30 protein-coding genes and 2 pseudogenes are annotated in these 26,982 nt (G+C 66.1%); 22 read left to right on the forward strand and 10 right to left on the reverse strand.

Annotated elements, in window-relative coordinates:
• Nucleotides 1–29: 29 nt before the first annotated feature.
• Entirely contained in the window at nt 30–1,298 is a 1,269-nt protein-coding gene (locus KO481_RS38440) for an alpha/beta hydrolase (RefSeq protein WP_215923474.1), read from the reverse strand.
• 287 nt (nt 1,299–1,585) lie between these two features.
• On the opposite strand from KO481_RS38440, the gene KO481_RS38445 reads away from it, so the two are divergent.
• Complete coding sequence (locus KO481_RS38445) at nt 1,586–3,364, forward strand: ABC transporter ATP-binding protein/permease (RefSeq protein WP_308166942.1); 1,779 nt, start codon at nt 1,586–1,588, stop codon at nt 3,362–3,364.
• A gap of 7 nt (nt 3,365–3,371) precedes the next feature.
• Here the strand turns inward: KO481_RS38445 and KO481_RS38450 are convergent, their stop codons facing one another.
• A complete protein-coding gene (locus KO481_RS38450; RefSeq protein ID WP_308166943.1) occupies nt 3,372–5,408 on the reverse strand; it encodes a M13 family metallopeptidase in 2,037 nt (678 codons plus the stop codon).
• Between the two features lie 323 nt (nt 5,409–5,731).
• Between KO481_RS38450 and rplN the strand changes: the two genes are divergently transcribed.
• Genes rplN through KO481_RS38470 form a run of 4 tightly spaced genes read left to right on the forward strand, consistent with a single transcriptional unit; the run spans nt 5,732 to nt 7,174 of the window.
• Nucleotides 5,732–6,100, forward strand: coding sequence for a 50S ribosomal protein L14 (gene rplN, locus KO481_RS38455; protein ID WP_040818501.1), 369 nt, complete (start codon nt 5,732–5,734; stop codon nt 6,098–6,100).
• 1 nt (nt 6,101) lies between these two features.
• Entirely contained in the window at nt 6,102–6,416 is a 315-nt protein-coding gene (gene rplX / locus KO481_RS38460; protein ID WP_215923477.1) for a 50S ribosomal protein L24, read from the forward strand.
• A gap of 1 nt (nt 6,417) precedes the next feature.
• Nucleotides 6,418–6,984, forward strand: coding sequence for a 50S ribosomal protein L5 (rplE, locus tag KO481_RS38465; RefSeq protein ID WP_215923478.1), 567 nt, complete (start codon nt 6,418–6,420; stop codon nt 6,982–6,984).
• Nucleotides 6,985–6,988: 4 nt separating this feature from the next.
• Nucleotides 6,989–7,174 carry a type Z 30S ribosomal protein S14 gene (locus KO481_RS38470; RefSeq protein WP_215923479.1) on the forward strand — a complete coding sequence of 62 codons (186 nt, stop codon included), beginning with the start codon at nt 6,989–6,991 and terminating at the stop codon, nt 7,172–7,174.
• Nucleotides 7,175–7,384: 210 nt separating this feature from the next.
• On the opposite strand, the gene KO481_RS38475 is transcribed toward KO481_RS38470, so the two are convergent.
• The 3 genes and pseudogenes from KO481_RS38475 to KO481_RS38480 all read right to left on the reverse strand — a co-directional run bounded on the left by KO481_RS38475 (nt 7,385) and on the right by KO481_RS38480 (nt 9,316).
• Nucleotides 7,385–8,329, reverse strand: a complete 945-nt coding sequence (locus KO481_RS38475; protein ID WP_245402144.1) for an ATP-binding protein — start codon at nt 8,327–8,329, stop codon at nt 7,385–7,387.
• Nucleotides 8,330–8,677, reverse strand: a pseudogene (locus tag KO481_RS43705) (AAA family ATPase); the annotation flags it as partial.
• 249 nt (nt 8,678–8,926) lie between these two features.
• A complete protein-coding gene (locus KO481_RS38480) occupies nt 8,927–9,316 on the reverse strand; it encodes a lipocalin-like domain-containing protein (RefSeq protein WP_215923480.1) in 390 nt (129 codons plus the stop codon).
• Between the two features lie 186 nt (nt 9,317–9,502).
• On the opposite strand from KO481_RS38480, the gene KO481_RS38485 reads away from it, so the two are divergent.
• A complete protein-coding gene (locus KO481_RS38485; RefSeq protein WP_215923481.1) occupies nt 9,503–9,943 on the forward strand; it encodes an ester cyclase in 441 nt (146 codons plus the stop codon).
• Nucleotides 9,944–9,962: 19 nt separating this feature from the next.
• A complete protein-coding gene (locus KO481_RS38490) occupies nt 9,963–10,211 on the forward strand; it encodes a hypothetical protein (protein ID WP_215923482.1) in 249 nt (82 codons plus the stop codon).
• Nucleotides 10,212–10,264: 53 nt separating this feature from the next.
• On the opposite strand, the gene KO481_RS38495 is transcribed toward KO481_RS38490, so the two are convergent.
• Complete coding sequence (locus tag KO481_RS38495) at nt 10,265–11,251, reverse strand: GlxA family transcriptional regulator (protein ID WP_215923483.1); 987 nt, start codon at nt 11,249–11,251, stop codon at nt 10,265–10,267.
• A gap of 121 nt (nt 11,252–11,372) precedes the next feature.
• Here KO481_RS38495 and KO481_RS38500 point away from each other — a divergent pair, with 121 nt between their 5' ends.
• The gene (locus tag KO481_RS38500) at nt 11,373–11,960 is read left to right on the forward strand and encodes a cysteine hydrolase family protein (RefSeq protein ID WP_215923484.1); all 588 of its coding nucleotides are present in this window, start codon (nt 11,373–11,375) and stop codon (nt 11,958–11,960) included.
• Between the two features lie 127 nt (nt 11,961–12,087).
• On the opposite strand, the gene KO481_RS38505 is transcribed toward KO481_RS38500, so the two are convergent.
• Nucleotides 12,088–12,906, reverse strand: coding sequence for an MmyB family transcriptional regulator (locus KO481_RS38505; RefSeq protein ID WP_215923485.1), 819 nt, complete (start codon nt 12,904–12,906; stop codon nt 12,088–12,090).
• 101 nt (nt 12,907–13,007) lie between these two features.
• Between KO481_RS38505 and KO481_RS38510 the strand changes: the two genes are divergently transcribed.
• A complete protein-coding gene (locus KO481_RS38510) occupies nt 13,008–14,249 on the forward strand; it encodes a cytochrome P450 family protein (RefSeq protein ID WP_215923486.1) in 1,242 nt (413 codons plus the stop codon).
• A 135-nt stretch (nt 14,250–14,384) separates the two neighbouring features.
• Here the strand turns inward: KO481_RS38510 and KO481_RS38515 are convergent, their stop codons facing one another.
• On the reverse strand, nt 14,385–14,621 hold the full coding sequence (locus KO481_RS38515) for a CopG family transcriptional regulator (RefSeq protein ID WP_215923487.1): 237 nt from the start codon (nt 14,619–14,621) through the stop codon (nt 14,385–14,387).
• Nucleotides 14,622–14,772: 151 nt separating this feature from the next.
• Here KO481_RS38515 and KO481_RS38520 point away from each other — a divergent pair, with 151 nt between their 5' ends.
• Entirely contained in the window at nt 14,773–15,387 is a 615-nt protein-coding gene (locus tag KO481_RS38520; protein WP_215923488.1) for a Uma2 family endonuclease, read from the forward strand.
• Between the two features lie 195 nt (nt 15,388–15,582).
• Here the strand turns inward: KO481_RS38520 and KO481_RS38525 are convergent, their stop codons facing one another.
• Nucleotides 15,583–16,056 carry a type II toxin-antitoxin system VapC family toxin gene (locus KO481_RS38525; protein ID WP_308166944.1) on the reverse strand — a complete coding sequence of 158 codons (474 nt, stop codon included), beginning with the start codon at nt 16,054–16,056 and terminating at the stop codon, nt 15,583–15,585.
• The gene (locus KO481_RS38530; RefSeq protein ID WP_215923489.1) at nt 15,995–16,249 is read right to left on the reverse strand and encodes a type II toxin-antitoxin system Phd/YefM family antitoxin; all 255 of its coding nucleotides are present in this window, start codon (nt 16,247–16,249) and stop codon (nt 15,995–15,997) included. Before KO481_RS38530 ends, KO481_RS38525 begins: the two co-directional genes overlap by 62 nt.
• A gap of 301 nt (nt 16,250–16,550) precedes the next feature.
• On the opposite strand from KO481_RS38530, the gene rpsH reads away from it, so the two are divergent.
• From rpsH to KO481_RS38590, 12 genes and pseudogenes are all read left to right on the forward strand, one after another.
• On the forward strand, nt 16,551–16,949 hold the full coding sequence (gene rpsH / locus KO481_RS38535) for a 30S ribosomal protein S8 (RefSeq protein ID WP_215923490.1): 399 nt from the start codon (nt 16,551–16,553) through the stop codon (nt 16,947–16,949).
• Nucleotides 16,950–16,964: 15 nt separating this feature from the next.
• Nucleotides 16,965–17,504, forward strand: coding sequence for a 50S ribosomal protein L6 (gene rplF / locus KO481_RS38540; RefSeq protein WP_215923491.1), 540 nt, complete (start codon nt 16,965–16,967; stop codon nt 17,502–17,504).
• Nucleotides 17,505–17,507: 3 nt separating this feature from the next.
• A pseudogene (locus KO481_RS38545) lies at nt 17,508–18,007 on the forward strand (50S ribosomal protein L18).
• A gap of 49 nt (nt 18,008–18,056) precedes the next feature.
• Nucleotides 18,057–18,704: a 30S ribosomal protein S5 gene (rpsE, locus tag KO481_RS38550; protein ID WP_215923493.1), complete on the forward strand. Its 648-nt coding sequence runs from the start codon at nt 18,057–18,059 to the stop codon at nt 18,702–18,704.
• Between the two features lies 1 nt (nt 18,705).
• Nucleotides 18,706–18,891: a 50S ribosomal protein L30 gene (gene rpmD, locus KO481_RS38555; RefSeq protein ID WP_215923494.1), complete on the forward strand. Its 186-nt coding sequence runs from the start codon at nt 18,706–18,708 to the stop codon at nt 18,889–18,891.
• Nucleotides 18,888–19,334, forward strand: a complete 447-nt coding sequence (gene rplO / locus KO481_RS38560; protein WP_215923495.1) for a 50S ribosomal protein L15 — start codon at nt 18,888–18,890, stop codon at nt 19,332–19,334. Before rpmD ends, rplO begins: the two co-directional genes overlap by 4 nt.
• A gap of 134 nt (nt 19,335–19,468) precedes the next feature.
• On the forward strand, nt 19,469–20,800 hold the full coding sequence (gene secY, locus KO481_RS38565) for a preprotein translocase subunit SecY (protein ID WP_215923496.1): 1,332 nt from the start codon (nt 19,469–19,471) through the stop codon (nt 20,798–20,800).
• A complete protein-coding gene (locus KO481_RS38570) occupies nt 20,797–21,342 on the forward strand; it encodes an adenylate kinase (RefSeq protein WP_215923497.1) in 546 nt (181 codons plus the stop codon). Before secY ends, KO481_RS38570 begins: the two co-directional genes overlap by 4 nt.
• 5 nt (nt 21,343–21,347) lie before the next feature.
• Nucleotides 21,348–22,148 (forward strand): type I methionyl aminopeptidase, encoded by an 801-nt coding sequence (gene map, locus KO481_RS38575; protein WP_215923498.1) that lies wholly within the window; start codon nt 21,348–21,350, stop codon nt 22,146–22,148.
• Nucleotides 22,149–22,519: 371 nt separating this feature from the next.
• Entirely contained in the window at nt 22,520–23,317 is a 798-nt protein-coding gene (locus KO481_RS38580; protein ID WP_215923499.1) for a DUF6585 family protein, read from the forward strand.
• A 411-nt stretch (nt 23,318–23,728) separates the two neighbouring features.
• Complete coding sequence (locus tag KO481_RS38585) at nt 23,729–24,022, forward strand: WXG100 family type VII secretion target (RefSeq protein WP_215923500.1); 294 nt, start codon at nt 23,729–23,731, stop codon at nt 24,020–24,022.
• Between the two features lie 32 nt (nt 24,023–24,054).
• Nucleotides 24,055–26,958 (forward strand): WXG100-like domain-containing protein, encoded by a 2,904-nt coding sequence (locus KO481_RS38590; protein WP_215923501.1) that lies wholly within the window; start codon nt 24,055–24,057, stop codon nt 26,956–26,958.
• Nucleotides 26,959–26,982 lie beyond the last annotated feature (24 nt).

Raw genomic sequence — 26,982 nt, forward strand, 5'->3', positions numbered from 1 at the left:
CGAACCATTTTCCGAGCGACGCGTCCTGATTATCGGGAGGCGATCCACTCGGCGATATCCGCGACCAACTCGGGGTCGACATGTTGCGCCGGTTCGTATTCCGCGGGCGTCGACGGGCCCGACCCGGGGAAGAACAGGTGGTTGTCCGGCTCGTAGACGCGGATGGTGACATCGTCTCGATCGGACAGCGCCGCGCGCCAGGCGGGCAGGTCGTCGGCGACGGTGACCTGGTAGTCGCGGCCGCCCTGGGCGATGAACATGGGGATGGTCAACGCCGCCGCGGTGGCCGCCGGGTCGTAGGCGAGCAGATCGATCCAGTAGGAGGCGGGGACGCCGAAGGGGAGGTCGTCGGCGGGGGTGGCGGCGGAGAAGTCGGGGCCGTCGATGACCGCGGCCTGGCGGGTGATCTCCCGGACGCTCGGGTCGGCGTCGACGTCCGCGTCGGGGCGTAGCGAGGCCAGATAGCGGATCTGCCGAATCATGGTGTGGTGCAACGGTTGTGTCGAACCGGCGAGAATGACGAGTCCGGCGACGGAGGGGTCGGCGGCGGCGATCCGCGGTGCGACCATGCCGCCCTCGCTGTGGCCGAGCACCAGGATGCGGCCGGAGTCGATCGACGGGTGCGCGCGGAGCAGGGCCACCGCGGCGACGGCGTCGTTGACGTATTCGTAGGCCAGGGTCGGGTCGTCGGGGTGCGCATCGCGGTGGGTGTAGGTGACCTTGTCGAAGCGCAGGGTGGCGATGCCACGGCTGGCCAGGCCCCAGGCCAGGTCCTTGAGTACCTTGTTGCGCCCGATCGTGCCGTCGCGGTCCGCGGGGCCGGATCCGGCCAGCAGCACCACCGCGGGCAGCGGGCCGGGGCTCGTGGGTAGCGCGAGGGTGCCGGGCACGGCGAGCGGGCCGTCGCCGACGGTCACCTCGCTCTCGGTGAAGCCCTCGGTGTGCACGTAATCCGGTGTGGCCCAGGGCTCCAGCGGCGCCGCCGCCTCGATCGGCCCCAGCCGCAGGCCCAGCAGCCTGTCCCGGCCGTCGACCGCGACGATCACCGCGAATCCTCCGCGCTCGCACCGGACGGGCAGGCGTACGGTGGTCGCCGCGTCGGCGGGATCCGCAACGGGGGCACCGACTTCGGCGATCGGGCCTTGTGACTGGAGCATCGCCTTCCACGGCGGCCCCAGCACCTCCGTGGAGACATGGGCGGCCAACTCGGGTGCGAACAGCTCGCACACCTCCTCGAACCGTTCCTGCTGAAGCAACTCCACCACCGCAAGGCCGCGCGCCACGGGATCCATGCCCATGGGCAGCCACACTACGCCTGACCGCCCCCTGTGGGTTGGCTGGGAAAATCATGTGAGTTCGCGGGGTGCCTGCCCACGTGACGGGGCGGTCGGGCGGCGGAATCCGGGCAATTTTCGGCGTTTGCGAATGATCTCTCAGAATGACCCATTAGAAACAGGACAACATGAAGTGACGGCAACCAGCGTGGTTGCCCGGTGATGGGAGCGGGTTGACAACCTCGAGGGACTGGGGACACGAACTACAGGCTTCGGCCGTTTGGCTCCTCATAGCGTTTTCCATCACCGTGGTGGTGTTCGCCGTCATCGGCGTGCTGGTGCGACTGCTGACCGCCTGGGGGCGTCAGTTCTGGCGCCTGAACCGGGACTACTTCGCCGGACCCGGAGCCTGGCGGTCGCTGGCATACGTCGCGGTGCTGCTGTTCCTCACCATCTGGGGGGTGCGGATGACGGTGCTGTTCACCTATCAATCCAACGACATGTACACCGCGCTGCAGTACGCGGCGGAGGGGCTGAGCTCCGGGAAGTCCGCGGTACTGCGCGGCGCGGAACACATCTTCTGGTATTCGGTCGTCGTCTTCGCGGTCCTGGCCACGATCCACGTCATCCGCACGATGATCGAGTATTACCTGGGCCAGGCATTCGAGATCCAATGGCGAGTGTGGCTGACCCAGCGGGTGACCTCCGACTGGCTCGAGGGCCGATCGCACTACCGCAGCCGGTTCATCGACGACACGATCGACAACCCGGATCAGCGTGTGGAGGAGGACATCACGACCGTCGTCCAGCAGGCCCACTCGCTGATCATCGGCGCGGTCAACGCGGTCGTGTCGGTGGTCGTCTTCACCGGAATCCTGTGGGACCTCTCGGGGCCGATGGCGATCCTGGGCACCAACATTCCGCGCGCGATGGTCTTCATCGTGATCGTCTTCGTGCTGCTGGCCTCGATCGTGTCGTTCCGGATCGGCCGCCCGCTGATCCGCTCCTACTTCCGCTATCAGGCCGCGACGGCGACCTTCCGTTACGCGCTGGTGCGCGTGCGCGACAGCGCCGAGAGCATCGCCTTCTATCGCGGCGAGAACGTCGAACACCGCGGACTGGTGAAGCGCTTCGCCGACGTGATCGCCTCGTTCTGGCCGGTTGTTTACCGGGAGACCGGATTTCAGGGCTGGAACCTGGTGATCTCGCAGATCTCGGTGGTCTTCCCGCTGCTGCTGCAGGCGCCGCGATTCTTCGTCGGCACCATCACCCTCGGCGGAATTCAGCAGTCCGCCGCGGCCTTCGGGAACGTGCACGATTCGCTGTCGTTCTTCCGCAACAACTACGACACGTTCACCCAGTATCGCGCGGCCCTCATCCGTCTGGACGGCATGCAGCAGGCCGACATTCAGTCCCGCGAGCTGCCCAAGGTGCAGGAGGCCGACCTCGAGGGCGCGCTCGAACTGGAGGGGATCGTGGTGCGCCGGCCCGACGGCGAATCGCTGATCGACGGGCTGAACCTGCGCCTGGTTCCCGGTGACGCGCTGGTGGTCAAGGGCGCCTCCGGCAGCGGCAAGACCACGCTGCTGCGCACGCTCGCCGAGATGTGGCCGTACGGTTCCGGGACGATTCGACGCCCGGGCGACAACAAAACCCTGTTCCTGTCGCAGATTCCGTATCTGCCGCTCGGCGACCTGCGAGCGGCGGTCAGCTATCCCGCTGCGCCGGGAGAGATTCCGGACGACACCCTGCGCACCGTGCTGGAGCAGGTCCACCTGGGCCACCTGACCGGTCGCCTGGACGAGGAGGCCGACTGGGCCAAGATCCTGTCCCCGGGCGAGCAGCAGCGGCTGGCGTTCGCGCGCATCCTGCTGGTCCGCCCGGAGCTGGTGTTCCTGGACGAGGCGACCTCGGCGGTGGACGAGGGGCTGGAGCATTCCCTGTACACGCTGATCCGCCGCGAGGTGCCCGAGACCATGCTGGTCAGCGTCGCCCACCGCAGCACGGTCGACCAATTCCACACGCAGCGACTGGAACTCGGCGGCGAGAACGGTGCGTGGAATCTGGAGGCGATGCCCGTGCGGGCGTGAGGGTCCCTCAGAGGGCGACGCGCTGATCCGGTGCCAGGAACAGCTTGTCGCCCTCCTTCACCCCGAATGTCGCGTAGAACTCCGGCAGGTTCCGCACCACCTGATTGCAGCGGAACTCGGCGGGGGAGTGCACATCCGTGGCGATCTGCTGCTCGGTGGCCTGAATGGTCTGCTTCTCGCGCCAGTTGCGGGCCCAGGCCCAGAACATGTCGGTGTACGCGGGAGTGTCGGACTTCTGCTGAATCCGGAAGGCGGACAGGGAGATCATCAGCCCGCGCAGGTCGGCGAGGTTCTCACCGACCGTGAGATCACCGTTGACGTGGTCGGTTGGCGGCAGGCCGGTGGGCACGAGCGCGTTGTACTGCGCGATGAGCTGCTCGGTCTTGGCATCGAAGGCCGCGCGGTCCCGCGGGGTCCACCAGTCGCGGCGATCGCCGTCGCCGTCGTATTTCGACCCCTGATCGTCGAAGCCGTGCCCGATCTCGTGGCCGATGATGGCGCCGATCGCGCCGTAGTTGACCGCGGCCGCGGCGTCCTTGTCGAAGAACGGCGGCTGCAGGATCGCGGCCGGGAAGTTGATCGAGTTGTCGGTCACCTCGTAGTAGGCGTTCACGGTCTGCGGGCTCATGTCCCATTCGGTCTTGTCGACCGGGGTGCCGAGCTTGTTCATCGAGCGCCGGGATTCGAAAGCCGCGATGGCGAGCAAGGATTCGACGAGCTTGCCGCGGGTGATCTTCAGGGTCGAATAATCGATCCACTTGTCCGGGTAGCCGATCTTGACCGTGATCTTGCCCAGCTTGACGATCGCGGCATCCCGCGTGGGCGGCGACATCCAGCTGGAGTTCTGGAAGTTCTGCCTGTAGGCCGCGAGCAGGTTGTCCACCAGCTGCTTCGCCAGGTCCTTGGCCGCGGGCGGAAAGTGCTTGGCCACGTAGAGCTTTCCGAGCTGCATGCCGAGATGGAGGTTGACCACCCCGACCGCGGACTTCCACAGCTCCGGCCGCTGCTGCACGCCGGTGGTCGCCTTCTGATAGTCGAAGTTCGCGTCGGACAGTGCGTCGGTCATGTACTTGGCGTATTCGCGCAGCAGCGCCAGCTTCAAATAGTCACGCCACGTGGCGATGTCGGTGTCCGCCCAGATCTGCCCGGCCGCGGTGAGGTACGACGGCTCGGCGACGACGACGGTGTCGAACAGGCTCCTCGGGCGGTCCGTGTTGCCCGCGAGCCAAGGGTCCCAATCGAATCCGGGTGCCAGCGCCTTCACCTCGTCCCAGGACTTCAGGTTGTAGGTGGCGTCGGAGTCGCGGGTCTTCACGTTGTCCCAGAAGGCCGCGGCGATCCGGGTCTCGAGGGCCAGCACCCGCTGGGCCGAGCCGTTCGGGTCGGGGAATCCGGCGCCGGCGGCCAGCTTCTGCAGCAGCGTGGCGTATGCCGAAAGGTATTGCGCGAACTCGGGTTTGCTGTAGTACTTCTCGTTCATGCCCAGGCCGGACTGGCTGACCGAGGGCAGGTGGGCGTCGGACTTCTCGCGGTCGATCGTGACGCCGAGGCCGATCAGCCCGCGCACCGGCAGCCCGCCCATCACCTTGGCGATATCGGGTTTGGCTGCCGCGCCATCGATCTCGCCGAACAGCCCGGACAGCGGGGTCGTGCCCAGCCTGTTCAGGGTCGCGACATCCATGCGCGCGTCGTACAGATCGCGGATCTGCTGGGCCTCGGTGCCGTCCTGCGGCGCCTTGATTTGGTCGATGGCGTCCTTCAGCTGCCCCTGGATCCGGTCCGACACCTCGGCGAAGGTGCCGTAGCTGTTCTTGTCCGGCGGCAGCTGAAACTCCCGCAGCCATGTCCCGTTGACGTGCCGGAACAGATCGTCCTGCGGCCGGACCCCCGGATCGACCCCGGACAGGTCGGGCCCGGTGGGCGGCGTGGGCTCGCTGCCGTTGCAGGCCGACAGGGTGGCGGCGACCGGCGCGGCGGCCAGGGCGAACAGGAACGAGCGGCGGTCCAGGCGGACCGGACGGATCGAGCGGCGCGGCGAACTCACGAAATTCCTCTCCCCGAATGCAGTGCATGAGTCTGGCGAACATGATCGGCGCTGTGCTCGAATGAACGCTACTGGATTTGGGCCCCGCGAAGCCGCGGCCAAGCTGCGCGCCGGTACCCCGATTTGGGTGCGACCTGGGCCTTGGCTACACTTGACCGGTTGCTTGCGGGACACCTGTGCCCGCACCTCGGCCGCGAACCCACAGTGGTTGATCCTCACCGATCGGCATTTCCGCTGGCAGGCGCGCGTTTGAAGGGCAACTGACCATGCCCGTCGGGTCGGCAATCCGGCGTGCATTTCGTCCAGGTCTAGGAGGAGCTGAAGTGATTCAGCAGGAGTCGCGACTGCGCGTCGCCGACAACACGGGTGCGAAGGAAATCCTTTGCATCCGCGTGCTCGGTGGCTCGTCGCGTCGCTATGCCGGTATCGGCGACATCATCGTCGCCACCGTGAAGGACGCCATCCCCGGCGGCAACGTCAAAAAGGGTGAGGTCGTCAAGGCTGTCATCGTGCGCACCGTCAAGGAGCGCCGTCGTCCGGATGGTTCGTACATCCGCTTCGACGAGAACGCCGCGGTGCTGATCAAGGCGGACAACGATCCGCGTGGCACCCGCATCTTCGGCCCCGTCGGCCGTGAGCTGCGTGAGAAGAAGTTCATGAAGATCGTCTCGCTGGCCCCGGAGGTGCTCTGACATGAAGGTGCACAAGGGCGATACCGTGATCGTCGTCTCGGGTAAGGACAAGGGCGCCAAGGGCAAGGTCATCCAGGCCTACCCGGCGACCGAGAAGGTCCTGGTCGAGGGCGTGAACCGGATCAAGAAGCACGTCGCGAACTCCGCGAACCAGCGTGGCGCCAGCTCCGGCGGCATCGTTACCCAGGAAGCGCCCATCCACGTGTCGAACGTGATGGTTGTCGACTCCGACGGCAAGCCGACCCGCGTGGGCTACCGCACCGACGAGAGCGGCAAGCGGGTGCGCATCTCCCGTCGCAACGGGAAGGACATCTGAGATGACTTCGACCGATAACAAGGTGCAGCCGCGCCTCAAGCAGCGCTACCGCGAGGAAATCAAGCCGGCGCTGAACAACGAGTTCGACTACGCCAACGTGATGCAGATCCCGGGCGTGGTGAAGGTCGTGGTGAACATGGGTGTCGGTGACGCCGCCCGTGATGCCAAGCTGATCAACGGCGCGGTCGCCGACCTGACCCTGATCACCGGCCAGAAGCCGGAGATCCGCAAGGCCACCAAGTCGATCGCGCAGTTCAAGCTGCGTGAGGGCATGCCGATCGGTGCGAAGGTCACCCTGCGTGGCGATCGCATGTGGGAGTTCCTGGACCGGCTGGTGTCCATCGCGTTGCCGCGTATCCGGGACTTCCGGGGTCTGTCGCCCAAGCAGTTCGACGGCCATGGCAACTACACGTTCGGCCTGAGCGAGCAGTCGATGTTCCACGAGATCGATGTGGACAAGATCGACCGCCCGCGCGGTATGGACATCACCGTGGTGACCACCGCGACCAACAACGAAGAGGGTCGCGCACTGCTCAAGCACCTCGGCTTCCCGTTCAAGGAGAACTGAGCATATGGCTAAGAAAGCTCTGAAGATCAAGGCCGCCGCCAAGCCGAAGTTCGCGGTGCGCGGCTACACCCGCTGCCAGCGGTGCGGTCGCCCGCACGCGGTGTACCGCAAGTTCGGCCTGTGCCGCGTGTGCCTGCGTGAGATGGCGCACCGCGGCGAGCTGCCGGGCGTGCACAAGTCCAGCTGGTAAGCAGCATCCGATCGGCGTAGCCCGGCACGGTGAAAAGTACCGTGCCGGGCTTTGCTGTACCCGCAACTGGATTCGCTGTGCCTTCGGCGTGCAAACCTGGCTACAGGTGGCAGGGACATGTAGCGAATTCTGTACGGACGGGCACAGTGACGATCGTGATGGATGCTGCCGCTTCTACGTGGTGCGCGGCGAATACGCGGCGGACGTGACTTATGGACCGAGCAGTGCCGCTGGGACGACCGCTATGCCGTCGGGCCGGCGGTAGGCGTAGCGGCCGGTGGTGACGACGAGGGCATCGGCAAGCAGGTCGCCCACCTTGGACTTCAACCATCGCAGGTGAGTGAGGTCTTGTTCGTCGACAGTGGCGGAGAGCTTCGTCTCGATCGCGATAATTCGACCGCCCGGTCCGCTGATGATGAAGTCGACCTCGTGATCGCCGTTTCGAGTGCGAAGGTGGTGCACTCTGGCCTCGTTGTCCTGCGCGTAGACCTGCAGATCGAGTGCGACCAGGGCCTCGAAGAGCTGTCCGAGCAGGTTTGTGCTGTAGGAGGCGCGAACGCCGGAACCGCTTCCGGACAGCAGTGCATCGGAGGTCAGGTCCAGCAGTCGCGCCGATAGCGCCGGATCGACGAGGTAGTGCTTGGGAACCTGTGCCAATCGGGCGAAGGCGTTGTCCACCGGTAGCCAGCTGGGGATGGGCTCGAGAAGCCATAGCTGCGTGAGGGCATCTCGATATGTGATCGTCGTCGATTTCGCGGGCCTGTCGGACTCCCCCGATGTCGCAGCGTCCAGAATTGCGTTGTAGGACGCTGTGGTCGCGGTCGCCGCCGCATAGGCGGTCAGCCAGGCGCGTAAAGTTGCGGGTCGTCGCACCTGATGGCCCTGTTCGGGAAAATCTCTTTCGACGATGCGGGCGATATAGCCGTCGAGTTGGGCACGACGGGCACGGCCGGTCAATGGGCGAATACCCGGGAATCCCGATCCGACGATCTCTTCGACATACTGCGGAAGGTCGACCGGGGATTCTCCCTCCAAGGGATGCCTGCGACCGGAGAACAGGGTGCGCAGACTGACTGTCGGCTCAGAGATGCCTCGCTCGGCCAGACTCATCGGGCGCATGCGCACCTGCACGATTCGTCCGGCGCCGGAGTGCATCGGGGCCTCAGTGGGAACCGCGCTTCCAGTGAGGAGGAATCGTCCGGCGCGCGGATCGCGGTCCACGCTGCGGCGCACCTCATCCCACACTGCCGGATGTCGTTGCCATTCGTCGATGAGCACTGTGCCGTGCTCGCGATCGAGTCGGCCGGGATCTGCGGCGAGCAGACTGCGCTGCTGCTCGTCGTCGAGAGCGAACACAGCGTGTGCCCGGCGCTGCGCTGTCGCCGTTTTCCCCACACCTTTGGCGCCTTCGATCGCTATCGCGGCAAGGCCGGGAAGCAGCTCGTCGAGCTCGGTGTCGACTATCCGTCTCCGGTAGGCATCCATGCGCATGTACGCTACCATTAGCCGACCTTTTACCAGACTATCAGCAGGCTATCTACGCTACTGTTAGCAGAATCGGGCTTGTTGACACTGCCGTCGTGGTTCCCTGCGTGCCCGCTGGGCAGTGCAGCTGGTCTCACATGGTCACCGACGGCGAAGACATGGAATGCGGCCGGGAGTGGGACAGGGCCCGTCCTCGATGAATGAGACCATTTGATCTGTACCTGGAGTGAGCCGACCTCATGAGAGTTCCTACGCCTTCTGGGTGCTCTAGGCGCGCTCCCAGTGCAATTCGATCCGGCGGTGCCTCTCGCGGTCGGTGGCGAGTGTGAGGTTGTCGCCGTCGAGGCGTGCCCAGCGCACCTGGTCCTCGGTGAAGGGTGGGAGCCCGACGTGGACGATGTGCCGCACCAGGCCGTCCCGGCCGGCGTCGAAATCGCCGATGTACGCCACGGCGGGCGCCTCCGCGTGGCCGGGGATCACCACGGCCATATCGCCTCCGGGTCCGTAGCGCAGCCGCCCGGTAGGCCGCGGCCCGTAAGGTTCGCCCAGCAGGACCCCGTCCGCGTCCAGTTCGCGGACGCTGTGCAGGGACCAAGCCCCGACCAGGCCCGCGGGCCATGCTTCCGGGGATGTCGACGGTTTCTGCTGGGTGGTCATCTCGTTCCTTCGCATCTGAATGCGGACTCGCCTGGTCATCGGCGGCCTGCGCGGATCTCGCTGCGTTAGCAGTATTGCTTCAGGACGTGCAGCAGGCTGAGGGGGCTCTCGAGTTGGTGTCACACTTCCGGTTCGGTGTTCGTCTTAAGGGTGTAGCCGTTGGCATCAAGACGGGAGGAGCCGGACATGTCCGATGCTCAGGAACAGCAGGCACTCAACACGGCGGTATTCGAGCGCCTGCACGACGCGGTCAATTCCGGTGAGCTGGAGTTGATTTCGAAGACGATCGCCGAGATCGTGCGGCCGGACGCGATACTGCACACCTCGCTGCCGCTGGATGTGTCGGGACCGGCGGCATTCCTGCGGGTGTGGGAGATTCTGCTGCGCGCCTATCCGGACATTCACGTGGCACCCGAGGACGTGATCCATGCGGGCGACAAGCTCGTCGCCCGGCAGGTGGTCACCGGGACGAACCTGGGTGAGTACATGGGGCACGCGCCGACCGGCCGCACCGTCACCTACAATGAGATCTTCATCTTCCGCTTCGTCGACGGGCGGATCGCCGAGGTATGGGGCGTTGCGGACGTCTTCGCCCAGGTGCGGCAGCTGGGGCTTGTCACGTTGTAGCCGAGTGTCGGTAACGCCGGTGGCCGGACTCCGAACCCAGCAGCCCTACCGGTCCGGCACCGGCCAGAACGCCACCGCCACCTGGACTCCGACCACCTCCGGCACCCACGATCTCTGGATGCGCGGCACCCAGCCCGGCGGCGGAATCATCATCGGCCCGGTCCCCGTCACGGTCCAGGCCGCCGGCAGCGCCGGATGCACCACCGGCACCGGAAGCGCGGACTCCCTGCCGGTGATCGGCGGCCTCCTGAGCGCCCTGGGCCTGTAGCCACCGGACTCCTCCGGTAGTGCGATGCCTCGATAGGGCTGCGCCTGAGTCGATTACGTGATCCGGAAGCGGTTGCGGTACTCCGCCGGGGTGGTGTCCAGCTGCCGGCGGAAGGCGCGGGTCAGGGTGTCGGTGGTGTTGAAGCCGCAGGCGGTCGCGATGCGCTCCAGGGTGTCGTCGGTGGTCTCCAGGCGGTTCCGGGCCACCTCGACGCGGGCCGATTCAAGATAGGCCGCGGGGGTTGTGCCCAGTTCCTGCTTGAAGATTCGGGTCAGCTGGCGTTCGCTGACGCAGGTGTGTGCGGCCAGGTCGGCGACGGTGAGGGGGCCGGCGAGGTTGCGGGTGACGTGGTGGCGGATCTCCTCGACTCGGCGGGTGTGCGAGACGGTGTCGAGGCGGACGCTGAATTGGCTTTGCCCGCTGGGTCTTTTGAGATACACCACCAGTTGGCGGGCCACGCGCAGGGCGACCGCCTCACCGAGATCGTCCGCGAGCAGGGCCAGGGACAGGTCGATGCACGCGCTCAAACCGGCTCCGGTCCAGACATTTTCGTCGCGGATGAAGATCGGGTCGGCATCCACGGTGACCGCCGGATACTCGGCGGCGAGCTGGCGGGCGGTGGACCAGTGGGTCGTGGCGCGCTTGCCATCCAAAAGTCCTGCGGCGGCGAGAATATGAGCGCCCACGCAGACCGACGTCACTCGCCGGGTGCGCGCTGCCAGAATCCGGACCCATTGCACCACAGCCGGATCCGCGACGGCGCGTACCCCGGCCCGCTCATCCGGTTCGACCGCGCCGGGCACGATGAGGGTGTCTATCCGCCGGGTGGACAGTTCCTCGAAGGTGATATCCGGCAGCACCCGCACGCCCGCGGAGGTGGTCACCGGATCCATGGACTGCGCGGCCAGCACGACCCGATAGCCCGTCGGCCCGTCGGTCTCGCGCCGAGCCAGGGAGAACACCTCCGGTGGGCCGGTCACGTCCAGCAGATCGACGCGATCGAAAAGGACGACGGCGATGAGCCGGTGGATCGGGGCCATGGAACTCCGCTCGGGGGGTGTCTGAATCTGCAGGTTACATGACATTGCCGACATGATTCGGCGCTAATACCGTCGGAATCGGCCACCAAGGGGTGGCGCCGATTCACCGGAAGGCATCTCGATGACAACCACCCTGCGCGAGCTCAACGGCCTCGATCGCACTCCGGCGTCGCTGGCCGAGGCGACGCTGATCCTGATCGACTACCAGAACACCTACACCCGCGGCGTCATGGAACTGACCGGCTGGGAGCCGGCCCTCGAGGCCGCCGCGGACCTGCTGGGCCGGGCGCGCGAGGCGGGCGCCGCGGTCATCCACGTCATGCACGACGGCGGCCCGGGCTCGGCCTACGACATCACCTCCGACATCGGGCAGATCCATCCGAAGGTCGCGCCGATCGAGGGCGAGCCCATCGTCGTCAAGCAGGCCCCCGGCTCGTTCATCGGCACCGATCTCGGCGAAAAGGTAGACGCCGCAGGCAATTCCAACGTCATCCTCGCCGGTTTCATGACGCACATGTGCGTCACCTTCACCGCTGAGGGCGCCTTCCTGCGCGGCAATACTCCCACCGTCGTCGCGGACGCGTGCGCGACCAGGCCGCTGGGCTCGCCGGTCGCGGAGGTCACCGCCGAGCAGCTCCACCATGCGGCCCTCGCGCAGATCGGGGATATCTACGGTGTGGTTGTTCCGTCGGCGGCGGATCTGAAGTGAGCCGTCGGCGCCGAATCGTAGGCCGCGTAGGCGATTTCGGACTGCCCGCGGACTCGGCGGATCGAATTCGGGAGCGCCGGAGTCCGTCGCGGGATCGGGACGATGGGCAAGTAGTGGGCCGAACCCGCTAGGAGAGCGGACGGAGTCGGCCTCTGGTCCGCAGGATGGGCAGGTCGTGTTCCAGTTGCCAACTCTCCATGAGCAGGGTGTAGTGGCAGCCGCGTACTCGAAGATGTGCCTGCAGATCGAGCGGGACGGAGTATGCGACGTCTCCGGTCTCCCACATGCGCCGGAATTCCGGGAATTGCCATAGGCGGCGATGCGCCTGCTGGGCCCACTCCGATCTGCCGTAGCGGCCCATGATTCCGCGATGCCGGGCGACGCCGACCTCGACCTGCTCTTTCCAGTTGATCAAAACCTCGTGTGCGTCGGGGGTAAACGACCATTCGAGCATGTACATGCCTGGCTGGTGGTTCGGATAAGTTTCGTAGTAGGCGCGATTCGCCGCGATCAACCGCCGCTGCGGAGCAAAGAACGACACGAGATCCGTATCGGACTCTTCCATCTCGGTGCGCATCATCGGTGTCAACGCGTTCTGAAAGACCTTGAGGGGCGGAATCCCCTGCGAGAGATCCAAACCGGCCAGTGTGGGGTACGGCGAGGCGTAGCCGCCCAGGTCGCAGACGTAGCACCACTCGGCGTCGCTGGCGTGATATGTGTTCGTCAACAGCCGCAGGATCCCGATATCGACCTGTCCGACCTCGTCCCGCTCGACCTTGGTCAGGTAGCTGGCGGTGATATGGGATTCCCGAGCCGCCCGCTCCCGGCTCAACTTCCTGGACGAGGGAAGAACCCCAGCCCTGTGCCGTTGCTGGCTTTCACGCTCTCGTAGGAAGGTCAGATATTGCCCAAGGGTCGGATTGTCAGGTTCGTCCAGCACAATCATCGACGCTAGTCAATAGGCTGGTTGTACTTCAACATTGCATACATCGGGGCGGATGGCTTCTGCTCAGCAGAACCGGTGGCTACCTTGATAGTTTCTTCAGCATGGTTCGTGAGAATGCCTCGAGGGCAGGTGAATTGGTGGCCGAACCGGTCGACCTGACCGAGGAATTCTTCCGGAATCCACATGCCGTGTACGGCCGACTGCGCGGCCGGGGGGCGGTGCATTTCGTGCGCTTTCCCGACGCCAGTACGGGCTGGTTGATCACTGGCTATGAGGCAGCGAAACAGGTGTTCGCCGATCCGTCGATCAGCAAGGACCTCGGGTCGGCCGGGGCGCGCGAAGCGGTGGCGAACGGTAGTAGCCGATATGTGGACAACAGCGTGTTCGTGGACATGATGGTCTTTCACGACCCGCCCGAGCACACTCGGCTACGGGCGCTGGTCAATCGGGCCTTCGGCAGTCGCGCCGTGCGGGATATGGAGGTGCGGGTTACCGAGGTTGCCGATACCTTATTGGCCAACCTGGCCGGTCGTGCCGGTGAGGTTCAGGATCTGCTGGAGGGCTACGCGTTTCCGCTCGGAATGCTGCTGATCTGTGAGCTGCTCGGCGTGCCGCACGAGGACCGTGACAGATTCTGGGACTGGTCGAGGATCCTCATGTCCGGCAATGAGACCAGGGATACCAGATCGGCCTCCGTGCAGGAGTTCGCCGACTATATCGACAAGTTGGTTCGCACCAAGAGCGCAGCGCCTGGGCAGGACGTGCTGTCCGAACTCATCGCGGCCCGAGAGGGCGGCGATCGGCTCACGCACCAGGAGCTAATCAGCATGGTGTTCGTGCTGCTGGTCGCCGGGTTCGAGACGACGGTCAACCTCATAGGCAATGCGGTGGCAAAGCTGTTGACCGACAAGGATTCTCGTCAGCTGCTGTGCGATGACCCCGACCGGATGGCGGCCTTCGTCGAGGAGGTACTGCGCTACCGGTCGCCGACGCGAGAAACTACCTTCCGCTACACTACGACGCCAGTCACCGTGGCCGGTACGGACATTCCGGCTGGACAGATCATCGTGGTGTCGGTGGCCGCCGCCAACCGGGACCCACACCGATTCACCGATGCCGACCATTTCGACCTCACCCGTCCCGACAACCAGCACATCGCCTTCGGTCACGGCATCCATCACTGCGTCGGTGCCCCCTTGGCTCGCATGGAGGGCGCGGTCGCTTTAGCTCGTCTCCTGGCTGAATATCCCGACCTCGAGCTGGATGAGAGCGTTCGACTCGAATGGCGCAAGAGCCTGGTCATCCGTGGTTTCACGACCGTCCCAGTACGCCTGCGCCCTTGACCGCGAGCTCGCGGGACTGTCGCGGCCGAGTCGTCTGGAGGGGAGGACTCGGCCGCGGTAGTCGAATCCGGGTCACCATAGCCACTCGTCGGATGACCGGCCGCACGCCGATCGCTCGCCCCACGGTATGCCGGTTCAGTCGTCGAGAGGGTCCTCGGCGAGGATTGCGTCGACCCGCTCGGCGAACGCGGGGTCGCCGCTATCGAAACGCCTCAGGTGCAACGGTGCCGACCTGCGTTGTACTCGCATGGCGGCTAAATGTATTGCGTTGCGGATGATTTCGATCTCGCTCACATCGCCGTGTGCCGCAGCATCCTTGATCAAGGCTAGGTCGTCGGCGTCGGCATAGACCGTCGTGCGCTCGAGGGGCATGTGGGTACTGTGGCATATGTGAGGCTCCAGTAGCCGGGTGCAACCTGAGAGTGGCCTGTAGCGGGTCATGATCCGGGGCTGTGGCGGCTATGCTGACCTCGGGCATTCCACACACATGACCGGCCGCAACCCAAGAAGGTGAGGAGGGACTGTGAGCGTCGCGATCGATTTCAGTTCGTCCTTCGGTGCGGGGCCCTATGTGGCACGCGATCTGCACAACAGTCCCGAGGAGGGGAAGGGCTTCGAGCTGTGGAACGGATGGCTGATCGAGAAGATGTCGCCTTCGCTGCGTCATAACCGGATGGGGCGGGGCCTGCGCAGCGTGCTCATCGACGCGGCCCGGCGGGCCGGTGCCGATGTGCTGATCGACGGCGGCGAATACGAGTTCACCTTCCCCAGCGGTGTTCGTAAGCCGGATGTTTTCGTCCTCGACGCCAAGGCCGAGGAGGCCGGTTTCGCCGAGGGGGATACGTACCTCGACCCCGCCGACCTCTTACTTGTCGTCGAGGTCGTCTCGCCGCGCAGCGGAAGCGAGGCCCACGATCGCAGGATCAAGCGCGACGAGTATGCCCGCGCGGGCATACCCCATTACTGGATCGTCGACTTTGCGCCCGTTGCACGCATCGAGGCGCTCGACCTGGACCGGGGCCGGTATGTCCCCAACGCCCTGGTCACCGGAGACGAGGTCCTCGTGGTCGAGCGGCCCTTCGAGATCACCGTGACGCCGAATGCCCTTTACGACCTCGGTCGCCGCGACTTTGCCTGAGCGTCGGTCACCAATCGCCCTTTTCGGACTCCAGTAACTCCTCGATCATTGCAGCGGACCGAAGCTCGTGCTGGGCGATGTCCCGGGTACGCGCTCCACTGGTGGCTATCAGTGGAGCGATGATGTGGGCGGCTGACGTAGCTGGGCGACGAAGCCATCTCGCTGGTCGTGTGGCTGGTCCACGCGGCTCCGGGGTTAAACGGAGATCATCGTCAGCAGGTTCTGGGTGCCTTTGAAGTCGTCCGGGTTTCGGGTGTATAGCGGGAGGTCGTTCACCGATGCGATCGCGGCGATCATCAGATCGGCCTTGCGCGGCTTGGGATTTCGTCCTGCGGCCGCGACTAGTTTCGCCAGGGTGGTGAATCGCCGAGCGGAGGCGGCGCAGAACGGGAGCGGCTCGAAACTGTGCTCCACCTCCAGCATTTGTTCGGTGCGCAGGGCCAGTATCTCCGGGGTTTTTGCGGTGGCGATGCCCATGCCCATCTCGGCTAGGGTGACGGTGCAGATCCGGGACTCGATCGGCAGGTTGACGTCGTCGATGATCGCGAGATCGATCAGGACGCAGGTATCGAGCAGCCCGACCGGAAAACGACCTTTTGATACCGGCTCAGTCATCGAGACGGTCTTCGCCGAACATTTCGTCGATCTCCGCTCGGTGTTGCGCGCCACTGGGTAGACCGGCGAAACGGGCCATCCGGGCTTTGAGTTCGGTCGTCGTGATGCTGCGTCGTGGAGTAATGGGGCGCAGCTCGCCGACTGGTCGGCCGTTGCGGGTGATGATGAAGTCGTCGCCCGCCTCCAGGGCATCCATGATGCCCGCGCTGCCGTTGCGCAACTCGGCTTGGGTGATTGTCTTCGTCACGAGAGTCATGATAGCAACCGATGCTATGTCTTGCTATATCGTTTGACATCGATCGCCGACCGACTCTGCCGGTCGGCGGTGTGACCTGCGATACCCCGATTTTGTGCAGCTGAGGGGCTTGTCTACACTGGACCAGTTGCCGGGGCACCCCTGTGTCCGCTATGCGGGCCGCGCATCCCGGTGATACGCACTCATCCGGGTGGCAGAAAGCCGCTCGGACCAGCCGAATTGCTATAGGCCCACTACTCGCGTGTGCGGGTGCTGTATGGGAACCGTAGCGAGAAAGGTTAGCGGTCAACTTATGACCATGACAGATCCGATCGCAGACTTCCTGACCCGTCTGCGCAACGCCAACTCGGCGTACCACGACCAGGTGAAGGCGCCGCACTCGAAGCTCAAGGCGAACATCGCCGAGATCCTCAAGCGCGAGGGCTACATCGCCGACTACCGGACCGAGGAAGCGCCGGTGGGTCAGACCCTCGTCGTCGACCTCAAGTACGGCCCCAGCCGTGAGCGCAGCCTGCAGGGCGTGCGCCGCGTGTCCAAGCCGGGCCTGCGTGTGTACGCGAAGTCCACCAACCTGCCCAAGGTCCTGGGCGGCCTCGGCGTGGCGATCATCTCCACGTCGACCGGCCTGCTCACCGATCGTCAGGCCAAGCAGCAAGGCGTGGGCGGAGAAGTCCTCGCCTACGTCTGGTAAGGGAGGTCAGGACTAATGTCGCGTATTGGTAAGAAGCCCATCGCCATTCCGTCCGGCGTCGAGGTCACCATCGACGGCCAGGCCGTCGCGGTCAAGGGCCCCAAGGGCACGCTGAGCCACGTCGTCGCGGAGCCGATCACCATCAACAAGGGTGAGACCGGCGAGCTCGAGGTCGTTCGCCCGAACGACGACCGCCAGAATCGCTCGCTGCACGGCCTGACCCGCACCCTGGTCGCCAACATGATCGAGGGCGTCACCAAGGGCTACGAGAAGAAGATGGAAATCTTCGGCGTCGGTTACCGCGTGCAGGCCAAGGGCTCGAACCTGGAGTTCGCCCTGGGCTACAGCCACCCGGTGCCGATCGAGGCGCCCGAGGGCATCACCTTCGCGGTGGAATCGCCCACCAAGTTCTCGGTCTCGGGTATCGACAAGCAGAAGGTCGGCCAGATCGCCGCGGTGATCCACGGCCTGCGCAAGCCCGATCCCTACAAGGGCAAGGGCATCCGCTATGCCGGCGAGGTCGTTCGCCGCAAGGTCGGAAAGACGGGTAAGTAAGCCATGGCCAACACAACACAAACCGAGGCTCAGAAGGCCGTACGTAAGCCGCTGGGCAAGGACGCGTCGACTCGTCGCCGCGCCGCCAAGACCCGTCGGCACTTCCGTCTGCGCAAGAAGGTCGTCGGCACCACCGAGCGTCCGCGCCTGGTCGTGAACCGCTCCTCGCGGCACCTGCACGCCCAGCTGATCGACGATTCGCTCGGCAAGACCATCGCCGCCGCGTCCTCCATCGAGGCCGATGTGCGCGCGGTCGAGGGTGACAAGACCGCCAAGGGCAAGAAGGTCGGCGAGCTGCTCGCCGCCCGCGCCAAGGCCGCCGGCGGGGGGGGCGCCCGGGCGGGGTGCCCGGGGGGCCCCCACACCACGCACCCGAGCTGCGCCCCGCCCGCGCCACGGCCGCGGGCGTGCCCCCGGCGGTGTTCCCCGGGGGGGCCCACGACTACCACGGCCGCATCGCCGCCCTGGCCGATGCCGCTCGCGAAGGTGGGTTGAAGTTCTGATGACGAACCAGACCCAGGACCGAATGACCATGAACGGAAGGAACGTCTGATGCCGGGACGTCAACGGCGTGACGGCGGCAACGGACCCGCCGGACAGAACACCGGCCCCGATGGCGGCCGTCAGGAACGTGGCGGCGGTCGCGACCGCCGCGGCGATCGCGGTGGCCGCGACAATGCCGCCGAGAAGAACCAGCTCGAGCGGGTCGTCGCGATCAACCGCGTCTCCAAGGTCGTGAAGGGTGGTCGTCGCTTCAGCTTCACCGCCCTGGTGATCGTGGGCGACGGCAACGGACTGGTCGGCGTCGGCTACGGCAAGGCCAAGGAAGTTCCCGCGGCCATCCAGAAGGGTGTCGAGGAGGCTCGCAAGAACTTCTTCCGCGTCCCGATGATCGGCTCCACCGTCACCCACCCGGTGCAGGGTGAGGCGGCGGCCGGTGTGGTCATGCTGCGTCCGGCCTCGCCCGGTACCGGTGTGATCGCCGGTGGCGCCTGCCGCGCCGTGCTGGAGTGCGCCGGCATCCATGATGTTCTGGCCAAGTCGCTGGGTAGCGACAACGCCATCAACGTTGTGCACGCCACCGTGGCGGCCCTGAAGATGTTGCAGCGTCCCGAAGAGGTTGCCGCGCGCCGCGGTCTGCCGATCGAGGATGTGGCTCCGGCGGGCATGCTGCGTGCGCGTGCGGGACAGGGAGCCTGACATGGCACAGCTGAAAATTACCCAGATCAAGAGCACAATCGGCGCGAAGGCGAACCAGCGTGATTCGCTGCGCACCCTCGGCCTGCGCAAGATCCGGCAGAGCGTCGTCCGCGAGGACACCGCGCAGAACCGTGGTCTGGTCAACGTCGTGCGCCACCTCGTTACCGTTGAGGAGGTAAACGCATGACCCCGATCAAGCTTCACCACCTGCGCCCCGCCGCGGGTTCGAAGAAGGACAAGATCCGCGTCGGTCGCGGTGAGGGTTCCAAGGGCAAGACCGCGGGCCGCGGTACCAAGGGTACGAAGGCTCGCAAGAATGTCCCCGCCCGCTTCGAGGGTGGCCAGATGCCGCTGCACATGCGGCTGCCGAAGCTCAAGGGCTTCACCAACCCGTTCCGCACCGAGTACCAGGTCGTGAATGTCGGCGATATCGCCCGGCTGTTCCCGCAGGGTGGCGAGATCGGCAAGGCCGAGCTCGTCGCCGCCGGTGCGGTGCGCAAGAACGAGCTGGTGAAGGTGCTCGGCGAGGGCGAGATCGGCGTGGCCGTGCAGGTCAGCGCCGACAAGTTCTCGGGCTCCGCCAAGGAGAAGATCGCCGCTGCCGGTGGCACCGCCACCGAGCTGGGCTGACAGTAACTGTCTATACAGTGATCGCCGGACGGGTCGTTCGCCCGTCCGGCGTCGCTGTTAGAGTTCAAGTGTTGCCTGCCAAGACTTGTCGAAACCCGGGCATGACCCAAACATGTCGTTAGCCAGGAGGATCTGTGCTTTCCGCCTTCGTGTCGGCTTTCCGGACCCCGGACTTACGGCGGAAGATTCTCTTCACGCTGGGCCTGATCGCGCTGTACCGCATCGGCGCGTCCCTGCCGTCGCCGGGTGTCAACTACAAGGTCGTCAAGAAGTGTGTCGACATCGTTTCCGGTGGTGATTCGGCCGGTATCTACCAGCTGATCAACATGTTCTCCGGCGGTGCGCTGCTGCAGCTCTCGGTGTTCGCGATCGGGATCATGCCGTACATCACCGCGAGCATCATCATTCAGCTGCTCACGGTCGTCATTCCGCGCTTCGAGGAACTGCGCAAGGAAGGACAAGCCGGCCAGAACAAGATGACGCAGTACACCCGTTACCTCGCGGTGGCGCTGGCGGTGCTGCAGGCGACGGGCCTGGTGGCCCTGTCCGCGCGCGGGCAGCTGCTGCGCGGGTGCCCCGAGGGCGACCAGATCCTTTCCGACAAGGGCATTTTCGGCATGATCATCATCGTGCTGGTGATGACCGCCGGTGCGGCGTTGGTGATGTGGTTCGGTGAGCAGATCACCGAGCGCGGCGTCGGAAACGGTATGTCGCTGTTGATCTTCGCCGGTATTGCCGCGCGCCTGCCCAGTCAGGGCAAGTCGATTCTCGACAGCCGCGGCGGGCTGATCTTCGGGCTGGTCATCGCCGCGGCGCTGGTCGTGATCGTCGGCGTGATCTTCGTCGAGCAGGGGCAGCGCCGGATTCCGGTGCAATATGCCAAGCGCGTCGTCGGGCGCAAGATGTACGGCGGTTCCTCGACTTATCTGCCGTTGAAGGTGAATCAGGCGGGCGTCATCCCCGTTATCTTCGCCTCCTCGCTGCTGTATCTTCCGAACCTGATCGCCCAGCTGACCCAGAACACCTCGGGCGGCAAGGGCAGCTGGTGGCAGAAGATCATTCAGGAATACCTGGTGAACCCGGGTAATCCGGTGTATGTCGCGATCTACTTCGCGTTGATCGTGTTCTTCACATACTTCTACGTCGCGATCACCTTCAACCCGGAGGAACGCGCGGACGAGATGAAGAAGTTCGGCGGCTTCATTCCCGGTTACCGTCCGGGCAAGCCGACCGCGGACTATCTGAATCGTGTATTGGGCCGAATCACCCTCCCTGGGTCCATCTACCTCGGTGCTGTGGCTGTCTTGCCGAATCTGTTCCTGCATATCGGCGGTAACGGTGGTGCGGCGAGTCAGCTGCCGTTCGGCGGCACTTCGATATTGATCGTCGTGAGTGTCGGCCTCGACACGGTCAAACAGATCGAGAGCCAACTGATGAACAGAAATTACGAAGGGTTCCTCAAGTGAGACTCGTACTGCTCGGTCCGCCCGGTGCCGGTAAGGGCACGCAAGCCGAACTGCTGTCGGACAAGCTGGGTGTACCCCACATCTCCACGGGGAATCTGTTCCGCGCGAACATCTCGCAGCAGACCCCCCTGGGCCGCGAGGCGCAGAAGTATCTCGACGCCGGCAACCTGGTGCCCAGCGACGTAACCAATCGCATGGTGGAGTCGCGCATCGCCGAGCCGGACGCGGTGAACGGTTTCGTGCTGGACGGCTACCCCCGCACGGTCGATCAGGCCGAGGCCCTGGAGCGGATGCTCAAGGAGTCCGATCACGCGCTGGACGCGGTGATCAGCATCGAGGTCGCCGAGGACGTCGTGGTGGAGCGCATGCTCGGCCGCGGCCGTGCCGACGACACCGAGGAAGTCATCCGCAATCGCATGCACGTGTACCAGTCCGAGACCGCGCCGCTGCTCGAGCACTACGACGGCCTGGTCGTCTCGGTCGATGGCGTCGGCACGGTGGACGAGGTCAACGGCCGCATGCTGCAGGCGCTGGGTCGCTGACGCGAATGGTCTTCGGCCGCAAGAACAAGAAGGTGGTGCCCTTCCGGACCTCCGGTGAGCTCGACGCGATGGCGGCGGCCGGGGCGATCGTGGGCCGCGCGCTGGTCGCCGTGCGCGCGGCCGCCAAGCCGGGAGTCTCCACCCTGGAGCTGGACGAGGTCGCCGAGCAGGTGATCCGGGAGGCCGGGGCGGTGCCCTCCTTCAAGGGCTACCACGGTTTCCCGGGCTCGATCTGCTCCTCGGTGAACGACCGTGTGGTGCACGGGATTCCGGCGGCCGACGAGGTTCTTGCCCAGGGCGATCTGGTGTCGATCGACTGCGGCGCCATCCTGGACGGCTGGCACGGCGATTCGGCGTGGACGTTCGGCGTCGGAGAGCTGATCGTGGCCGACCAGCTGCTGAGCGAGGCAACCCGGGTGTCCATGGATGCCGGTATCGAGGCCATGGTGCCCGGTAACCGGCTCACCGACGTCTCGCACGCCATCGAGCTCGGCACCCGCGCGATCGAGCGCGAGCACGGCCGCGCCTACGGCATCGTCGACGGCTACGGCGGGCACGCCATCGGCCGCGAGATGCACATGGATCCGTTCCTGGCCAACGAGGGCGAGCCCGGCCGTGGGCCGAGGCTCGTCGTCGGATCGGTGCTGGCGATCGAGCCGATGCTGACGCTGGGCACCACGCAGACGAAGGTGCTCGGCGACGATTGGACCGTCGTCACGGCGGACGGCAGCCGGGCGGCTCACTGGGAGCACACCGTGGCGGTGACCGAGGACGGTCCGCGGATTCTGACTGTTCGTCCGGAGTAGCGCGCAGTTCTTATACGCACCCGTTCCAGCACGCTGGGGCGGGTGCGTTTGCGTGTGGGGGCATGCGAGCGATCGTGGCGCGTCCCCTCGGGTTGTTGGGCCGCCCGGGTGGAGTTCCGCGGTTGGTTCTGGCGCTGGGGTGGGTGCGTTTTGGGTGTGGTGGGTGCGTGCGAGCGATCGTGGTGCGTCCCGCGGGAGCTTCGCGGTCGTGCTAATGCTGAGGTGGGTTCGGCTGTGTATGGGGTGCATGGATGCTGGGTGGCGTTGTGCAGCGGAGTTGTCCGCGGACGAGGTCGCGTGGGTGGGTGCCCGGTGTGTGGTTTGCGTAAACAGGGGGGTTCGGAGGGGGCGCGGGTGGGCATGATTCGGGTATGAGTTCCGCCGGACAGGACGATCAGGGGGCGCTGGAGGCTGCGGGGGCGGCGGCCGAGCGGGAGGGGTTGGGGCGGTACCGCGGCACCTATCGGGCGGCGGGCGTCGATGCGCGGCGGCCGATTGTTGAGGGTGCGGTTACGGGGGTGGGGGTGGTGGCCGCGGTGCCGGGGTTCGTATTCGGCGCGGCGGAGGTGGGGATCATCGGAACAACGGTGGCCGTCGTGTGCGGGGCGCGCTGCCTGGCGGATCTGGGGTGGCTGGGGTTCGCGGGGGCGCGGAATCGGGGCACCCGGCTCGATCTGTACGAGCGGGGCTGCGTCGCCGGCTACCGGGGGCAGCTCCGGGCGGTGCGGTACGACTCGACCACACTCCGACGCAAGGTCGTGCACGCGGTGAAGAACCCCGCGGCACACCAGATTTCGTATCAATACACGATCTCGGACATCGACGATGTCCCGATTGTGCTGCGACAGGGGATCGAACGTCCGGAGGAATGGACGCTGGCGATCGAGCAGGGCATCCTCGACGCCCAGCTGCCCCGGGCGGAGGCCGCGCTGGCGGCGGGAGAGCGGGTGGAGTTCGACTCGCTCTGGTTGTCCGCCACCGAAATCGGCAGCGGCTCGGAATCGGTGCCGTGGGCCCGGGTGAGTGAGCTGTCGGTGGTCGGCGGGTGGTTGAGCGTGAAGGTGCGGGATTGTTCGCAGCCGCTGGAATCGCTGCCCATCAGCCTCGTGCCGAACTATGTCGTGTTCCGGACGCTCGCCGAACGGCTGCAGGCTACGGCGGCGCGCTGAGCGGGGAGATTGCCTCGGCACATGGTGGCCGTGGGGCGCGGGCCAGAATCCGTCGGTGCAGCGCTTGATCTCGCTCGCAGGCTGCTGCGGCGCGAAAAGTCGCGTCAGCTGGAGTGGCCCGCGCCGCCGCGGGGCCCCTCGCGCCGCATCCGGGCGATGGGCCTGAGCGCGATCGATGCGGCATGCCTGTAGCGGGTTCGGGGTGGGCGTCAGCAAGTCGTCAATGATCCTGGCGCGCTGGCGATCCCGCCCTGTGCCCGGGCGGGCCCCGGACCGGCTCGGATGCACTCGAACAGTGAGATCCGGTGCGGCCCAGTCGATATCAGGGCGGCGTTAATTCGGGGTCGGGGGTCTTCTGCGGGCAGTCCGCGCGTGTGATCGTCGGATGTATTCAGGTGGAAGGGGTGTGCCATGGTCCAGGTCGGTGTGACACCGAATCAGTTGCGTCGGGCGGCGGCCGATATGGGGGATCTGTCGACGCAGGTGAGTGGCATCCTGCGGCGGCTCGAGTCCGGGCTGTCCGGATACGGCGCGGCATGGGGAAATGACAGCTACGGCAACAGCTTCGCCGCCGGAGCGCGGGGGTACAACTCGGCGAATTCGAATCTTCAGGACGGCCTCGGCAAGCTGTCGCAGACACTGGAGTCGTATTCCAGCGGGCAGTACCGGGCCGCCGACGAGTTGCAGCAACAGGACCACTTCTGACGGCCGCGGCGCCGGGGTAGCGGGGCTCGATCGTGTCGCTGGAACTCCCGTCGTATCTGCAGTGGCTCGGGTGGGTTGCCGGCTCGGCCTGGCCCGAGGGCGACGAGGACCGCATGTGGGGAATCGCCGATACCTGGAATGCGGCGGCCAAAGAACTGCGGGACATGCTGCCCGACGTGGCCCATGCCAAGGCCGAGACGATCGCCGCCTATCCGTGGGGCCACGGTTCCGAGGCGATGACGGCCGCGCTGAACAAGCTCGACGACGGTAACGACGAGTCGATTCAACACTTGGCCGATATCTTTGGCGAGGTCGGCGAATCGGCTTTCGATCTGGGCACGGAGATCCAATACACCAAGATCATGATCATCAGCTCCCTAGGGCTGCTTGCGGTCGAGATCGCGGCGGCCTGGGGGTTCCCGCCGACCGCCGCCATCACCGAGGCGATCGAGACGGCCGTCACCAGGACCGCGATCCGGATCCTGGGCAAGGAGGCGGTGGAGCGGATCGGGGAGTTCGTCGAGAAGCGGCTGCTGGGCGCGATGATGAAGTTCCTCGCCGAACACGTGCTTTTCAGCACGGTGATCGGCACCGCGCAGGATTTCGGCGTTCAGTGGGGGCAGGACATCGCCGGGACCCGGCACGGCATCGACTGGAAGCAGGTTGGCGTCACCGCGTTGGAGTCCGCGGTGGCCGGTGCGGTCGGTGGGCCGGCCGGCGAGGTCTTCGACAAGGGCCTGAGCAAGATCGCGCTGCCGGAGGGAGTGATCGCCAATGCCCTCGGGCGAACCGTGAAGGGCGCCGTGGTCGGCACCGGGGCGGGGATCGCCGGCGGGCTCGCCGCCTGGGGGACCGGCGGATTCTTCTACGGATGGCAGTGGGACAACCACTTGCTCACCAGCACAGCGTCATTCGGCACCCTGGTCGGCGGCAGCAAGGGATTTCGCGGGCAGGACGCCGGGACCTCGCCGTTCGGCAAAGCCGAGGTGCCGGATGCCGCGGGCATCGGCGGCGACGGCAGTGTGCCCGGCGCTGTCTTGGAAAATGGTGGACCGCACGGGAATTTACGGTCTCCGGATACCGGCGCGGGGCTGGCGTCCGGTTCGGATCCCAATGGTTCGTCGCACGGGGCGGTATCGGCTGGGCTGAAGACCGAGGCGGCTCCGCAGACCCATCCGGCGGAAGAGGGCGGTCAGGCGCGGTCGTCCGGTGGTGACAGCCAGGGGCATTCGACCGCCGGTGGGGCGCAAGCGCATTCGAGCGCCGGACCGGAACACGGGATGCGGCCGGCGATCGGTCCTTCCGAACCGGTGACGTTGCCGAAAGCTGGGGCGCAGGTCGCGGACCTGGCCCAGCAGCGCGCGGCGCTGACCGAGAAGCTGCCCGAAATGCGTGCCGCGATCAAGGCATCGGCGATTCGCGAGGGTCTGCCCGCGGACGCGGAGCGCCTGACGAATGGGAGTCGTGCGGAGCAGCGGGAGCACATGGACTGGTTGCGCGGCCGGACGATGCAGGTCAATCGGACGCCGGAGGAAATCGAGGCGGGGAGGCCCTCGGAGATGACGCGCAAGCAGGGTGCGATCGACGATCTGGAGAAGGCCGTCGGTGACTACAACGCCCAGCGGGACAGGATCTTCGGCCTCACCGACCGGATCACCCAGGTGTCCGGGGAGGATTATCTCGGCGCTCGTGGTGCGCGGATTGCCGGCGACCGGGTTGGTGTAGTCGACGGCGAGCACCCGACAGTAATCGTGATGGGCCTGCGCGGAGGATCTTCCGGGATGCCCTCGCACGATGAGTTGCTCGCCGGTGCGGCCGCCCACGATCCGGCGCTGGCCGACGCGCTGGGGCAGCCGGGCACCCGCGTCGAGTACACCCGGATCACGACCGACTCCGAGGGCAATACCCATGTGCAGCCGTTGAAGTCGCCGACTCCCGAGCAGATTGCGGCCGCCCGCGCGAGGGCACCGGAACAGGAGGAAGGCGGCGGGCAGCAGCGCGGCGCGGCGTCCGGTGGGAATGGTGTGCCGGTCGGTCCGGACGGACGCGGCGGCGAAACATCGGGCGATCCGGGCAAACCCAGCGGGGCGCTCCGCGAAGAGGAGGTGAGCCACCAACCGAACGACCCGGCCACCGCCGATACCCCCTACACCACAAGGGGTAACTCCGAAACCGTCATCCCGCCATACACTGCCCCCAGCCCACCGCCGAACACCGTGTGGGACAACCCGAACCCGCCACACCCACGCCCACACCCCGAACCCCACCCGAAGCCGGAACCGCGGCCCGAGCCGCCCGAACACCACCCGCAGCCGCGGCCGCATCCAGAACCGGAGCCGCCCGAGCATCACAGGCACCGGCCCGAGCCGCCCGGGCATCAGAAGCATCGGCCTGTGCCGCCGGAGCATCACAAGCACCGACCTGAACCGCCGGAGCGCCATGGGCACAACCCTGAGCACCGCGGGCACCACCACGGCCGAGAGCCCGAGCCGCCGAGACATCATGATCGTGAGCTCGAGCCGCGGAGGCGCGTCGGTGAGCCAGAGCCGCCCGGGCATCGACGCCGTGAGCCTGACTCGTCTGCGCGCCACGCGAGCGGGCCCGAGCCTGGTTGGCATCATGCGAACGAGTCTGAGCCGCGTGGGCATGGCGGGTACGAGCGTGAGCCTCGTACCCGCCATTGGCGTGATCCCGAGCCACCGAGGCATCACGGACGCGGGGCTGAGTTGCGTATGCCTCGTGTGGGTGGGTCTGAGCCGCGTGGGCATCAGGGGCTCGAGTCTCTGGTGCCTGGCCGCCACGGGGATGAGCCCGAGTCATCTGCGCACCATCGGCGGTCGAACCTCAGTGTGGGGCAGGACGGTTCGTTGCCGCTCGGTGCCGAGGATCGGGCGTCACGGACGTGGCGTGGTGAGGATGGACTTTTCGGCCGCTGAGCGCGGGCAGCTCGTTACTCGGGA

The sequence above is a fragment of the Nocardia albiluteola genome (assembly GCF_018860155.1).
GTDB lineage: Bacteria > Actinomycetota > Actinomycetes > Mycobacteriales > Mycobacteriaceae > Nocardia > Nocardia albiluteola.